Annotated in this window: 11 protein-coding genes and 1 pseudogene; 9 read left to right on the top strand and 3 right to left on the bottom strand. The window is 60.6% G+C overall.

All coding sequences use genetic code 11. The annotated features are described in order from the left end of the window. Nucleotides 1-371: pseudogene (locus D8U18_RS20135) on the bottom strand (glutamine synthetase); the annotation flags it as partial. Nucleotides 372-532: 161 nt separating this feature from the next. On the opposite strand from D8U18_RS20135, the gene D8U18_RS20140 reads away from it, so the two are divergent. Continuing rightward, complete coding sequence (locus tag D8U18_RS20140) at nucleotides 533-1465, top strand: helix-turn-helix domain-containing protein (RefSeq protein WP_130904817.1); 933 nt, start codon at nucleotides 533-535, stop codon at nucleotides 1463-1465. Here the strand turns inward: D8U18_RS20140 and D8U18_RS20145 are convergent. After that, nucleotides 1462-2058, bottom strand: a complete 597-nt coding sequence (locus D8U18_RS20145; RefSeq protein WP_130904818.1) for a cupin domain-containing protein — start codon at nucleotides 2056-2058, stop codon at nucleotides 1462-1464. The two genes, D8U18_RS20140 and D8U18_RS20145, sit on opposite strands and share 4 nt — an antisense overlap. 76 nt (nucleotides 2059-2134) lie before the next feature. After that, a complete protein-coding gene (locus D8U18_RS20150; protein WP_131108233.1) occupies nucleotides 2135-4090 on the bottom strand; it encodes an FAD-dependent oxidoreductase in 1956 nt (651 codons plus the stop codon). A gap of 282 nt (nucleotides 4091-4372) precedes the next feature. Here D8U18_RS20150 and D8U18_RS20155 point away from each other — a divergent pair, with 282 nt between their 5' ends. The 8 genes from D8U18_RS20155 (at nucleotide 4373) to D8U18_RS20190 (ending at nucleotide 13840) form a co-directional block, all read left to right on the top strand. After that, nucleotides 4373-5167, top strand: a complete 795-nt coding sequence (locus tag D8U18_RS20155) for a class II aldolase/adducin family protein (RefSeq protein WP_131108234.1) — start codon at nucleotides 4373-4375, stop codon at nucleotides 5165-5167. A gap of 252 nt (nucleotides 5168-5419) precedes the next feature. Beyond that, a complete protein-coding gene (locus D8U18_RS20160) occupies nucleotides 5420-6067 on the top strand; it encodes a TetR family transcriptional regulator C-terminal domain-containing protein (protein ID WP_056855302.1) in 648 nt (215 codons plus the stop codon). Between the two features lie 75 nt (nucleotides 6068-6142). Further along, nucleotides 6143-6859, top strand: a complete 717-nt coding sequence (locus D8U18_RS20165; protein ID WP_056855303.1) for a response regulator — start codon at nucleotides 6143-6145, stop codon at nucleotides 6857-6859. After that, the gene (locus D8U18_RS20170) at nucleotides 6859-7638 is read left to right on the top strand and encodes a transporter substrate-binding domain-containing protein (protein WP_131108235.1); all 780 of its coding nucleotides are present in this window, start codon (nucleotides 6859-6861) and stop codon (nucleotides 7636-7638) included. The genes D8U18_RS20165 and D8U18_RS20170 overlap by 1 nt, the downstream gene beginning before the upstream one ends. Then, a complete protein-coding gene (locus D8U18_RS20175) occupies nucleotides 7635-9896 on the top strand; it encodes an ATP-binding protein (protein WP_131108236.1) in 2262 nt (753 codons plus the stop codon). Before D8U18_RS20170 ends, D8U18_RS20175 begins: the two co-directional genes overlap by 4 nt. A gap of 206 nt (nucleotides 9897-10102) precedes the next feature. Beyond that, nucleotides 10103-11515, top strand: coding sequence for an amino acid permease (locus D8U18_RS20180; RefSeq protein WP_130904822.1), 1413 nt, complete (start codon nucleotides 10103-10105; stop codon nucleotides 11513-11515). Nucleotides 11516-11845: 330 nt separating this feature from the next. After that, nucleotides 11846-12637: an enoyl-CoA hydratase-related protein gene (locus D8U18_RS20185; protein WP_130904823.1), complete on the top strand. Its 792-nt coding sequence runs from the start codon at nucleotides 11846-11848 to the stop codon at nucleotides 12635-12637. A gap of 42 nt (nucleotides 12638-12679) precedes the next feature. Then, nucleotides 12680-13840 carry an acyl-CoA dehydrogenase family protein gene (locus tag D8U18_RS20190; protein WP_130907526.1) on the top strand — a complete coding sequence of 387 codons (1161 nt, stop codon included), beginning with the start codon at nucleotides 12680-12682 and terminating at the stop codon, nucleotides 13838-13840. Nucleotides 13841-13850: the final 10 nt, after the last annotated feature.

Below are 13850 nucleotides of genomic sequence, written 5' to 3' on the forward strand. Positions count from 1 at the left end.
ACTTTCTTCAGCACGTTGCGCGGCGACAGTTCGATCGGGTTGCCGAACTTGTCGAAGGTGTCGTGGATCACGATGGCGGTCGGCTCGATGGCCCATGGCACCACGTAGACGGCGTCGGCGTCCGGCTTGCAGACCATGTCGATGTCGGCCGGGTCGAGCAGGTCGTAGTAGATGTCGTCGTCGACAAAGTCCCCGGTTACCGTTTGCAAAAGCACACTTTCCGGCAGGCGCATGCCTCGCTCATGCAGGAACTTGTTGGTGGGTGCAATTTTGCCGCGTGCGATGCCGGTCAGGTCGCTGACGACGCACTCGACTTCGGTAATCTTGTGATCTTTCAGCCAAGTGAACAGCTGATCGAAAGGGACATTCATAAAGACCTCGTTATTGGTTTTATTAACGCCAGGAGAGGCCGGTTTCATCCGCCGGACACTTCCCCTGTAGCGCGTTGACGTCTATCTTGGGCGAGCCTCGCGGTTCCATCTATCCACTTTAAGCAGCACAAAGCGCACCAAAAGAGTGCGCAAGGTCACCCATGACAAACGGCAATTCACTCCAGGTTCAAGCGTTCAGCACCGTCGATGTGGCCGAGCAAATCCGTGTCACGCCGGGCTGGACTCAGCATTACCAACAGATGTCACCGGGGCATTTCGCCGGTCTGGTGCGCTATCTGGATTTACAGGGCGTGGAGATCTACGAAGAGCACATGAACACCCGGGTCGAGCAGAATTTCAGTGCACCGCAGGGGGCGCTGGCGTTCTGTTTCGATCGCAGTGACAACGCGCTGTACGTGTTGAATGGTGAAAGCCGCAACATCTGGATCACCCCGGAGAACTACCAGGAAATCGCCGTGGTGTTCGGTCCGGAGTTCGTGCAACGCAATCGCCTCGATGTCGCCCGGCTCGAAGGGTTGTTCATGGCGCCGCTCAACTCACAGCAGAACGCGTTGTTCTGCCGTTGGCTGAGCAGCACGCTGACGCGGCTGTCGCAGACGTTCGATCCGCCGACCCGGGAAGCGCTGACTCAGCAATTGCTGGATGACTGTCTGTTTATTCTCGACAACGCCTGCGTCTGTCTCGATCAAGGCGCGTTGCAGCGCCGGGCCGGAGAGCGGGCGATCATGAAGCGGGTAGGGGAATGGGCAGCAGACACTCCGGAAGAACACCTCAACCTGCTGGAGCTGTCCCGGGTTGCCGGTGTTTCACTGCGCCAGTTGCAGCATGCGTTCAAGGCCTATACGGGCATGGCGCCAACCCAGTGGCTGCGACTGCGGCGCCTGAACAGTGCCCGCCGTGAATTGCTCAGCCGCACGCCGACGCAAACCACCGTGGCAGAAGTGGCCATGCATTGGTCGTTCTGGCATTTGGGGCGGTTTTCCAGCAGCTACCGTGCACTGTTCAAGGAGTTGCCGAGCGACACGCTCAAGCGGGCAAGTGCCACTCAACCCATTGGACGTGGCCGGCGTTAAAACGTCGGCGGGGTAATCACCCAGATCACTACCGCATCGACTTCACCAGGGTTGCCGTAGCGGTGCGGTTCCCGGCTGGAAAAGCTGAAGCTGTCGCCTTCACAGAGCTGGAAATGGCGCTCGCCAACCCACAACTCGAAGCGCCCCGACAGCACATACCCGGCTTCCTCGCCTTCGTGGCTGTAGCTTTGCTGGCTGTAGGTGCCGGGCGGAAAACGCGAGTGGAGCATTTCCAGCTGTTGATTGGGTTGCGGCGTGAGCAACTGGTCGACGATGCCATCCTCGTAATGCACGCTCAGTCGGCTGTTCTTGCGCACCACGATGCCGTCATCTTCGGGGGCGGTATTGGCTTCACTGGCGAAGAACCACTGGATGGTCACGCCGAGGCTGCGGGCAATATTGAACAGCGCCGGGATCGACGGATAGGCCAGGTTGCGTTCCAGCTGGCTGATGTAGCCGGCGGTCAGTTCGCTCTGTTGCGCCAACGCTGCCAAGGTCATGCCCCGACGTTTGCGCAGGCCGCGAATTCGCGTGCCGAGAAAGTGCGGCTCTGCGGCGCCGGTTGCGGGCTGTGTGGTGTTGCTGTTGCTCATGGTCAAATCCGAACCGGAAGGAGTGGCGCAAACCCCTGTAGGAGCGAGCCGTTGATGGCCCGGAGTATAAACAGGCTTAAAGCTCCCACGCGACTTTCAGACCTTCATAAATCGCTTCTTCAGCCGTGCGCGGCGCGAGGCAGTCGCCGATACGGCGAAACTCCACCAAACCTTGCAGTTCGGCACCCAGCGTGTCGACCGGTTGATGGCCCTGGCACAGTACCAGCGTGTCGATATTTTCCAGCAGCATCGGCTCACCACTGGCGGTGTGTTGCAGATACACGGTGTTGTCATCACAACCGTACAACCGGGCGTACGGAATGATCGGGATGCCCAGTTTGTGCAATTCACCGGCCAGTTGATCGCGGACATACAACGGCAGGTTTTCCCCGCAATGGGTGCCGTTGACCGCCAGTTGCACCTGATGCCCGGCGCGGGTCAGGCGCTCGGCGATGCCGGGGCCGATCCAGTCGCAGCGCCAGTCGACCACCACTACCGAGCGGCCAATCTGCACCTCTTCGCGCAGCACTTGCCAGGCGTCCACCACCTGCAATTCGCCACCGCGTTCGAACATGGGCCAATAAGGTTCGGCGCCGGTGGCGATGATCACCATGTCCGGTTTTTCCTGCTCCACCAAGGCGCGGTTGACGCGGGTATTACGCACCACGCGCACACCGGCCAATTCCATCTCCCGTTGCAGGTTGGTGCTGGCCCCACCGAACTCGCTGCGCCGTGGCAGCAATTGCGCGAGCAATACCTGGCCACCGAGTTGCGGACTGGCTTCGTACAGCGTCACTTCATGCCCACGTTGTGCGGCGACGGCGGCCGCTTTCATCCCGGCCGGGCCGCCACCGGCGATCATGATCCGTTTGCGTGTTTTAGCTGTTTGCCGTTCGCCAAAGACCAGCTCCCGACCGGTTTCCGGGTGCTGGATGCAGGAGATCGGCAAGCCCTTGTGGAAGTGGCCGATACACGCCTGATTGCAGGCGATGCACGCGCGCACGTCTTCGGCGCGACCAGTATCGGTTTTGTTGGGCATCTGCGGGTCGCAAATCAACGCCCGGGTCATGCCGCAGACATCGGCCTGGCCCCGAGCCAGAATCAGCTCGGCTTCCTGGGGCTGGTTGATGCGCCCTGTGACGAACAGCGGAATATCCAGACTGGCCTTGAACGTCCCGGCTTCCCTGGCCAGGTAAGCCGCCTCGATCGCCATCGGCGGCACGATGTGCACGGCACCGCCCAGCGACGCCGAGGTGCCGGCGACGATGTGCACGTAATCGAGCTGAGTTTGCAGCGACTGCACGGCGGCCAGGGATTCGTCTTCGGTCAGGCCTTCGGGATCGCGCTCATCGGCAGAGATGCGCAGGCCGATGATGAACTGCTCGTCAGTGGCGGCGCGTATTGCAGCGATGACTTCGCGAAGAAAACGCAGGCGCTGTTCGAGTTCGCCGTTGTAGCCATCGGTTCGGCGGTTGACCCGTGGATTGATGAATTGCGCCGGCAGGTAACCGTGGCTGGCGACCACTTCCACGCCATCGATGCCGGCCTGATGCAAGCGGCGGGCGGCGGCGGCATAGCCGGTGACAATCTCATCGATCATCGCCTGGTCCAACGCGCGTGGCATCACCCGGAAGCGCTCGTTGGGCACCGCCGAGGCCGAGTAGGCCACCGCCAGCAAGCCGTCGCTGGACTCCATGATTTCCCGGCCCGGATGGAACACCTGGGACAACACCACGGTGCCGTGGGCGTGGCAGGTTTGCGCGAGTTTGCGATAACCCTCGATACAGGCATCGTCGGTGGCCATCAGCACATGGGAGGTATACCGCGCGCTGTCATGCACGCCGGCCACTTGCAGCACGATCAACCCGACACCGCCTTCGGCACGCGCCCGGTGATAGGCGATCAGTTGCTCGTTGACCAGATTGTCAGTGGGCATCGACGTGTCATGACCGCTGGACATGATGCGGTTTTTCAGGCGCTTGCCACGGATCTGCAAGGGTTCGAACAGGTGCGCGAAAGCAGGTGTCGGCATGGTGCGGGCTACTCCAGGCAGGCTGACTTTGTAGGAGCGAGCCTGCTCGCGATGGATTCAAACACGCCGCGGGGTATCAGGTTCACGGTGTCATCGTTGACGTCCATCGCGAGCGGCTCGCTCCTACAAAATTGTCAGTTGATGTTGTTTTTTTCTATAGAAATTTACCTGTAGTAAAAAATCAATCTATTTCTTTACTTTGGTGCACGGAAAGCGACTGGACGTTCAACACGTCCAGCCTTACTGTCTGCCCCAGCCGATCAACCTGGAGAACCATAAAAAATGATTGAGATCGCGAGCCATCTGACTGCCGCCCCGGGGCGCAGCGCCATCGAACAGCGACTGCGCGAGGAACTGGCCGCGTGTTATCGCCTGATCGCGCACTTTCGCATGACTGACCTGATCTTCACCCACATTTCGGTGCGCCTTCCCGGGCCGGACCATCATTTTCTGATCAACCCCTACGGGCTGATGTTCGATGAGATCACGGCGTCGAATCTGGTGAAGATCGGTCTGGATGGCCGAGCCGTCGAATCGTCGCCGTACCCGGTAAACCCGGCCGGTTTCGTGATTCACAGCGCGATTCACGGTGCCCGCGAAGATGCGCAATGCGTATTGCACACCCACACCCGGTCCGGCTGCGCGGTGGCGGCACTCAAGTGTGGTTTGTTGCCGGTGAACCAGATTTCCATGGAGTTCTATGGCCGCGTTGCTTATCACGAATATGAAGGCGTGGCGCTGGACATGAGCGAGCAACAGCGCTTGGTGCAGGACCTTGGCGACAAGCCGGTGTTGATGCTGCGTAACCATGGTTTGCTGACTGTCGGTGAAACCGTCAGCCAGGCGTTTTTGCGCATGTATTACCTGGAAAAGGCCTGTGAGATTCAGTTGGCTGCTCAGGCCGCCGGTGAGCTGGTACTTCCATCCGCCGAGGTCTGCGCGCACACCGAGCGCCAGTTCAATGATCCGGGGCGACCGTTGGAAGAGGGCGAACTGAGCGATCCGGATGCGATGCAACTGGCCTGGGCGGCGATGTTGCGGTTGCTGGAGCGGGTGGCGCCGGGTTATCGGGACTGATCTGGATTCTCGGCTGTTGAGGCGGGCCTCATCGCTGGCAAGCCAGCTCCCACAATGTTTTCAGGTGTGCATAGATTTTGCGTACACCCACTAACCCTGTGGGAGCTGGCTTGCCAGCGATGGGGCCCGATCATGCTCCGAAGTCTTTCAGGCTGGTAACTGACTGGAGGTTTTTCCTGTTCTTGCTGTACAGTCGTTCAACTCGCGGGCCATTCGCGAGTCCCCATGATTGAATCCAGGAGCGTAATGCCGATGAATCAGGAAGCCCGTTTTTCCCGCATGGAACCGGAGTTGCGCAAGGCCAACCTGATCGAGGCCACGTTGACGTGCCTCAAGCGCCACGGCTTTCAGGGCGCCTCGATCCGCAAGATTTCCGCCGAGGCCGGTGTGTCGGTGGGCTTGATCAGCCATCACTATTCCGGCAAGGACGAACTGGTGGCCGAAGCCTACATGGCGATCACCGGCCGGGTCATGACCCTGTTGCGTGACGCCATGGAGCAAGCGGCGCCCAATGCCCGCGAACGTCTGTCGGCGTTTTTCCGTGGGTCGTTCTCCGCCGAACTGCTCGACCCGCAACTGATCGACGCCTGGCTGGCATTCTGGGGCGCGGTGAAAACCGCCGAGGCGATCAACAAGGCCCACGATCACTCCTACGGCGAGTATCGCGGCATCCTGCGCAAGGTGCTGATGGAACTGGCACAAGAAGAAAACTGGGAAAACTTTGACGCCGATCTCGCGGCGATCAGTCTCAGCGCATTGCTCGATGGCTTGTGGCTGGAGTCCGGCCTCAACCCTGGCACCTTTACCCCGGAGCAAGGCATTCAGATTTGCGAAGCCTGGGTCGACGGTTTGCAGGCCGGTGGCCGCCAGCGTTTCTGCATACAGACGAGTAGCTGTTGATCACCCGTTCAGCAGTGGCTACTCTCTGGCGCTGATGCAACACCCTTCTAATAAGAAACAAGCAGGACACCAGCAATGACTCCTCGGGTACTGGTCGTCGATGACGATCCGCTGATTCGCGAACTGTTGCATGCCTACCTTTCGCAGGAGGGCTATGAGGTGCATAGCGCCGCCACGGCGGAACTGGCCGAAACCTTTCTGGCCAGCCAAAGCGTCGACCTGGTCATGCTTGATATTCGCCTGCCGGGCAAGGACGGCCTGACCCTGACCCGCGAGCTACGGGTGCGTTCGGAAGTGGGCATCATCCTGATCACCGGGCGCAACGATGAAATCGACCGCATCGTTGGCCTCGAATGCGGCGCCGATGACTACGTGATCAAGCCGCTCAACCCACGTGAGCTGGTATCCCGGGCGAAAAACCTGATTCGTCGGGTCCGCCACGCGCAGACGCCGCCACCGGTCGCCGCTGTGTCCAAACCGGTCAAACAGTTCGCCGATTGGGCGCTGGACACCGACCGCCGCCGACTGATCGATGCGTCCGGCAGTGAAACCTTGCTGACCCACGGCGAGTATCAGTTGCTCAGCGTGTTCCTGCGCAACAGCGGTCACACGCTCAGTCGCGACCAGTTGATGGACCAGATCCGCAACCGCGAATGGGTGCCCAATGACCGTTCCATCGACGTGCTGGTGGGGCGTTTGCGCCGCAAGTTGCATGACGATCCGGCGGAACCGCAGTTGATCATCACCATTCACGGCGCCGGTTATCTGTTCACCGCCAGCCTGGCGGCGTGATGGCTGCAGTCAGGCTGCTCTGCCTGATATTGGCACTGGTGGCGGGCAGTACGTCCGCGGCGCAGGCCGTGCGCTATTGCGATTACCCGGTGTACCCGCCGATTTCCTGGAGCGATGGCAAGCACGTCCGTGGGCTGGCGCCGAGCGTGGTGAAAAAACTGTTCGGCCAACTGGGCTACGAGGTTGAAGTGGTGGTGCTGGGCAATTGGAAGCGTTGCCTGCTCGATGCGGCCGAAGGACGGGTCGACGTGGTCCTGGCGTACAGCACCGCGCAGCGCGAGCAAAGCATGCTGTTTTCCTCGGTCCCGGTGCTGCGCGAAGAAGTCGCGCTGTTCGTCAACCGGCAACACCCGGTGCAGTTCGAGCAGTTGCAAGACCTGGCGCGTTACCGGGGCGGACTGTTGTTCGGCGAAAGCTACGGCGTGGAGTTCGATCGCATGGTCGCGCAAAACAACAACATCGAATGGGTCTCCGATAGCCGCCAGAATTTCGGCAAGCTGATTCGCGGGCGCATCGATTTCATCACCCAGGAACGCCGCACCGGCCAGCTCTACGTCGAAAGCCTGGCCGGCGCGCAAGACATCGTCGCGTTGCCCACCGCCCTGAGCGTCGATTATCTGCGGGTCGCCGTATCCCGCCGCTCGCCACTGGCCGGGCGCATGGCGGACATCGATGCGCAACTGCAGCGCATGGTCGATGCCGGTGACATCGAGCGCCTGCTCAATGAAAGCGAAGTCACCTACCGTGACATGATCAATCTGCCGGCGAACACCCCATGATCCGCGGCAGATCCGGTGGTTTATTGCGGCGTCTGCTGCTGTTCATTCTGTTGTTCAGCCTGTGCTTTACCGTGCTTGCCAGTAGCGTACAGCTGTATATCGAGTACCGGCGCGAGATGCGCGAGATCGATTCGCGCATGGAGCTGATCCGCGCCGGGTACCTGGCAAGCCTGGAGCGCAGCCTGTGGGATCTGAACCAGGAACAGTTGAACGTGCAATTGCGCGGGCTGGTGGACTTTTCCGACGTGGCACGGGTGCATCTGATCAGCACCGATTTCGATCTGGTGCAGGGCAACCCGCATCCGATCGGGCCGCTGCGTATCGAGCGTTTTGTACTGGACTATCAACCACCGTCCGGCCCGTTGCGCCAACTGGGCGAGCTGGAAGTCAGCACCGATCTGGGGGCGGTGTATCAGCGCCTGTATGCCAGCGGCTTGACCAGCCTGTTGTGGATGGGCGCCTTCCTGTGTGGCCTGGCGGTGGCGTTGTCCGGCCTGTTTTATCGCCTGGTGACCCGCCACTTGCAGGTCATGGCCGAATTTGCCCGGCGCATTGCCGCCGGTCAGTGGCAGGAACCCCTGCGCCTGGGCAAGAGCCGTAGCGCCAACGAAGATGAAATCGACACAGTCGCCCACGCCCTCGACGACATGCGCCGGGCAATCCTCAGCGACATCGAACGCCGCGAATCCGATCGACTGGCCTTGCAGGACAACCGCGACGAATTGTTGAAAATGGTCGAGCGGCGTACCGCCAGCCTGATGCGCGCCAAGGATGAAGCCGAAGCGGCCAACCTTGCCAAGTCACGGTTCCTGGCGACCATGAGCCATGAGTTGCGCACGCCGCTCAACGGCATTCTCGGCATGGCTGAGTTGCTGCGCGATGCCCGGCTGGACGAGCGCGACGGCAAACGGCTCGATGCACTGCACAAGGCCGGCGAAGGTTTGCTGACCATCCTTAACGAAGTGCTGTTCTTCGCCAAGTTGGAGGAGGGCGCGAGCCTGCCGGAGCCGGTGGATTTCTCGGTTCGGCAATTGCTCGATGAAGTGCTGACGCTGCTGGAGCCGAAGGCCTTGGCCAATGACACGGTGCTGCAGTGTCGAATAGATCAGCGGGTAGCCGAGCGTTATTACGGCGCCGAACAGTTCTTGCGCCAGGTCTTGAGCAATCTGTTGGCCAACGCGATCAAGTTCACCGAGAACGGCGAGGTCAGTGTCGATGTGGCGTTACTCGCGCAACCTGAAGGCAATCGCGCAGATCGCTTGCGGGTGAGCGTCACCGACAACGGCATCGGCATCGCGCCGCCGATGCAGGCAAAGATCTTCGAGCGTTTCACCCAGGCCAGCGATGAAGTGGCGCAGCGTTTCGGCGGCACCGGGTTGGGACTGGCGATCTGCAAACACCTGGTGGAGCAGATGGGCGGGAGCATCGGTGTCACCAGTGAAGTCGCGCGGGGCAGTTGTTTCTGGTTTGAACTGACGCTGCAACCTGCTGTTGGCCTGACGAGTCCGGTGCCGGTGGACGTGCCGGGGCCGGCGTTGAAGGTTCTGGTGGTGGAGGACGTGGCGCTTAATCGGGAAGTGGTTTCGGGTTTGCTGGAGCGCGACGGCCATCGGGTCTGGCTGGCCGAAGAGGGCGAACAGGCGCTGCGCCAATGTGCTGCGCAGGCATTCGACCTGATTCTGTTGGACGTGCATCTGCCGGGCATGAGCGGTGTGGAACTGTGCAAAAGACTGCGCAGCCTCGACGGACCGAACCGCACCGCACGTATTTTTGCCCTGACCGCCAGTGTGCAACCGGCACTGGTGCGCGGCTATCTCGATGCCGGCATGGACGGGGTGCTCGCCAAACCGTTGAAACTGGCCAATCTGCGCAAAGCCCTGAGGGAGCAACGATCGACTCCGCCACCGATGCACGAAGACAGCGCGATGGACTGGCCGCTGCTGCAAACCCATCGCGACTTGCTGGGCGAACAGAAAGTGCAGGGGCTGCTGGCAGTACTGCGCGAATCGATCCTGCAGCATCGTGAGGCGTTGCGTGAAGCCATTGGCGCCGAAGACGGGACCGAAGTCGCGCACCTGGCTCATCGACTGGCGGGAAGCTGCGATTCGTTGGGGTTTCGTGCGTTGGCCAATGCGTTGCGTTCGCTGGAGGACGCCGCACGAATCAACGATGAGGCGGCCGTGCGCCTGCTGGCGCCGCAGGCCGACGGGCAATGCCAACGGGCGCTGGACACGCTGGAACCGCTGTTGCAGAGCTGACGTACAAGTTTGTTACGACTTTGCACAACTTCGATCTTTACGTTCAACGCGACCTTACATGGCTTTCCAATAATCGACGCAACCGCCGCAGCGCGGTCTTCGAAGCTTATTGGAGATAATAATAATGAATGGCCGTAAAGCTGATTTCTCCCCGTGCCCTGACGTCCTGTCATGCACTGCGTACCTCACTGACTTGGGGTGCTGACATGAACGAAAATACTGATCGCAAAGGCATTCACCTGACCCGCGCCCTGAAAAGCCGGCACATCTTCATGCTGTCCCTGGGCGGGGTGATCGGCACCGGGCTGTTCATGGGCTCCGGCGTGACCATCAATCAGGGTGGCCCGGTTGGGGCGATTCTGGCGTATCTGGTGGCCGGTTTCCTGATGTACCTGGTGATGGTCTGCCTGGGGGAACTGTCGGTGCAGATGCCGGTATCGGGATCGTTCCAGACCCACGCCACCAAATACATCGGCCCGGCGACCGGGTTCATGATCGGTTGGGTGTACTGGATGAGCTGGGCGACCACCGTCGGCCTTGAATTCACGGCCGCCGGGATGCTGATGACACGCTGGTTTCCGGACGTGCCGATCTGGTACTGGTCGGCGCTGTTCGTGGTGGTGCTGTTCGGTATCAACGCGCTGGCGACCCGGGCGTTCGGTGAAGCCGAGTATTGGTTTTCGGGGATCAAGGTGGCAGCGATTCTCGGTTTTATCGTGGTTGGCGTGCTGGTGATCTTCGGGGTGATGCCGCTGAGCAGCGGTGCTCCGGCGCCGATGGCGAGCAACCTGATTGGCGATTCGCTGTTCCCTAACGGCTTGTCGGCAGTGTTCGCGGTGATGATGACCGTGGTCTACGCCTTCCAGGGTTGCGAAATCATGGGCGTAGCCGCTGGCGAAACCGATCAGCCGGAAAAGAGCATCCCGCGTGCGGTGCGCAACGTGGTGTTCCGCGTGCTGATTTTCTATGTGCTGGCGATCATCGTGCTGTCCGCCATCGTGCCGTGGCAGCAAGCGGGGCTGATGGAAAGTCCGTTCGTGCAGGTGTTTGACATGGTCGGCATTCCTTACGCCGCCGACCTGATGAACTTCGTGATCCTCACTGCGATCCTGTCGGTGGGCAACTCTGGCCTGTATGCCTCGACGCGCATCCTGTGGGCGATGTCGAAAACCGGCATGGCGCCCAAGAGCCTGTCGCCACTGAGCAAACGCGGGGTGCCGCTGCGTGCCTTGAGTATCACCTTGTGTTTCGCTTTGGTGTCGCTGATGACCAGCTTCATCGCGGCTGACACTTTGTTCATGGTGTTGATGGCAGTGAGCGGGATGTCGGGCACTGTGACCTGGATTGTCATCGCGCTGGCGCAATACAAATTCCGCAAGGCCTACCTGCGCGAAGGCGGCAAACTCAGCGATCTGAAATATCGCGCACCGTGGTTCCCGGTACTGCCACTGATGTGCATCACGCTGTGCTGCTCGCTGTTCGTGTTCCTCGCATTGGATGAAACCCAACGGCCATCGCTGTACTGGGGCTTTGGTTTCATTGCGCTGTGCTACGGCGCGTACTTCCTGATTCACCGCAAGCGCCAGGGCGTGTTGGCGCCGAGCTTGCCCACGGTGTAATCCCTTCAATCCGTACATCCCCTGTGGGAGCCAGCCTGCTGGCGATAGCGGAGCATCAGTCAACAGAGATGTTGAATGTGATGACGCTATCGCCAGCAGGCTTGCTCCCACATTGGTTTTGGGGAGGCCGTAGCGAGTTGTTCGAAGTTGTAACAGCGCCACCGGCTTGCGCTCGCGCCATCAGAAAAAATTCAACAAAACCAATGCTTTAGAGATCCATAGAGCTTGTTACAGCTCATTCCACCAACAATTGCTGCCTTGCTGAACACTCGTTTAGTATGGCTTCAAGTCGCATCACCTCAGACTCATCAAAATAATTCGAGGATTCGCATGACTACTCATGATTCGCTGCTCAGCCAGGTCGAAGCAGGCGTTGCCTGGATCACGCTCAATCGCAGCGCACAGCGCAACGCGCTGGACATCCCGACCCTGAAAAACCTGCAGGCGTTGCTCGATCGCTTCAACACCGATCCAGCGGTGCGCGTGGTTGTGTTGACTGGCAGCGGTCGCAGTTTCTGTGCTGGCGCCGACCTCGATGAGTGGGCCGACGCCGAAGCCCGCGGCGCATTGGAAACCTACGGCTGGACCGAAACCGCCCACGCCTTGATGACGCGTCTGCACAGCCTGGAAAAACCCACCATTGCCGCTATTAACGGCACCGCCGTCGGCGCCGGGATGGATTTGACCCTGTGCTGCGATCTGCGCATCGCCGGGCAGTCCGCGCGGTTCAAGGCCGGCTACACCAGCATGGCCTACTCGCCGGATGCCGGCGCCAGTTGGCATTTGCCACGCCTGATTGGCAGCGAACAAGCCAAACGCCTGCTGTTTCTCGACGAATTGTGGGGCGCTGACCGTGCTCTTGCAGCCGGGCTGGTCGGCGAAGTCTGCGCCGACGATCAACTGCTGACCGTTGCCAGCGAGCTGGCCGCGCGGCTGGCGGCCGGGCCGACATTCGCTTTCGCCCAGACCAAAAAACTCATCCGTGAAGGCGCCGAGCGCAGCCTGCCCGAACAACTGCAAGCCGAACTCGCCGCCGGACTGCTTTGCGGTCGCAGCGAAGACGGTGGCGAAGCCTTGCGCGCCGCCATGGATAAACGTCCACCACGCTTCATCGGCCGCTAAGCCTCGCCCCCCTTTATCAGCACACGAACAACAGGTAGCAGCATGAATTTCCAACTGACCCAAGAACAAGAAATGTTGGTGGACTCGGTACGCAGCTTCGTCGAGAAGGAGCTGCTGCCCTATGAGACCGAAGTCGACCGTGCCGACGAGGTTTCGCCGGAACTGGCGGCACAGATTCGCGGCAAGGCGATTGCGGCCGGTTTCTACGCTTTCAACATGCCGGAAGAGGTCGGCGGTGGCGGTCTTGATTACCTGTCCCAGGCGCTGATCGAGCGGGAACTGTCGAAAGTCTCCTGGGCGCTGCATGTGTTCGTTGCGCGACCGTCGAAAATCCTCATGGCTTGCACCGGCGAGCAGATCAACGATTACCTGCTGCCGTGCATCCAGGGCGAGAAAATCGATTGCTTCGCCCTCACTGAGCCGGGTGCCGGCTCCGACGCCAATGCGATCAAGACCCGCGCCGTGCGCGAGGGCGATGACTTCATCCTCAATGGCAGCAAACACTTCATTAGCCATGCCGGGCATGCCGATTTCGCCATCGTGTTCGCCGTGACCGACACCTACGAACACAACGGTAAAAAGCGTAACGCCGTGACCTCGTTCCTGGTCGACCGCAACACACCGGGCATGACCATTCGCCGTGGACCGAAATGTGTGAGTAACCGTGGTTACCACACTTTCGAAATGTTCTTCGACGATTGCCGCGTTCCTGCCAACAAAGTGCTGGGCGAAGTCGGCAAGGGATGGGAAGTGGCCAACGCCTGGCTGACTGCCGGGCGGGTAATGGTGGCGGCCAACTGTGTCGGCCAGGCCCAGCGCGCACTCGATGTTTCGTTGCAATGGGCGGCGGATCGCAAGCAATTCGGCCAGCCGATCGGCACCTATCAGGGCGTGTCGTTCAAGTTGGCCGACATGGCCACGCAGATTCGCGCTGCCGAACTGCTGACCCTGCACACCGCGTGGAAAATGGACCAGGGCACCATGACCGATGGCGAGGCCGGCATGGCCAAATTGTTCGCCAGCGAAGTGCTCGGACGTGCGGCTGACGAGGCGGTGCAGATCTTTGGCGGCATGGGCCTGATGGACGAGAGTCCGGTGGAGCGCATTTGGCGCAACGCGCGGATCGAGCGGATCTGGGAAGGCACTTCGGAAATCCAGCGCCACATCATTTCCCGCGAACTGCTGCGGCCACTGTTGCGCTGATCCGCCCGGA

The organism is Pseudomonas sp. Sample_10, from assembly GCF_004321495.1.
Lineage (GTDB): Bacteria > Pseudomonadota > Gammaproteobacteria > Pseudomonadales > Pseudomonadaceae > Aquipseudomonas.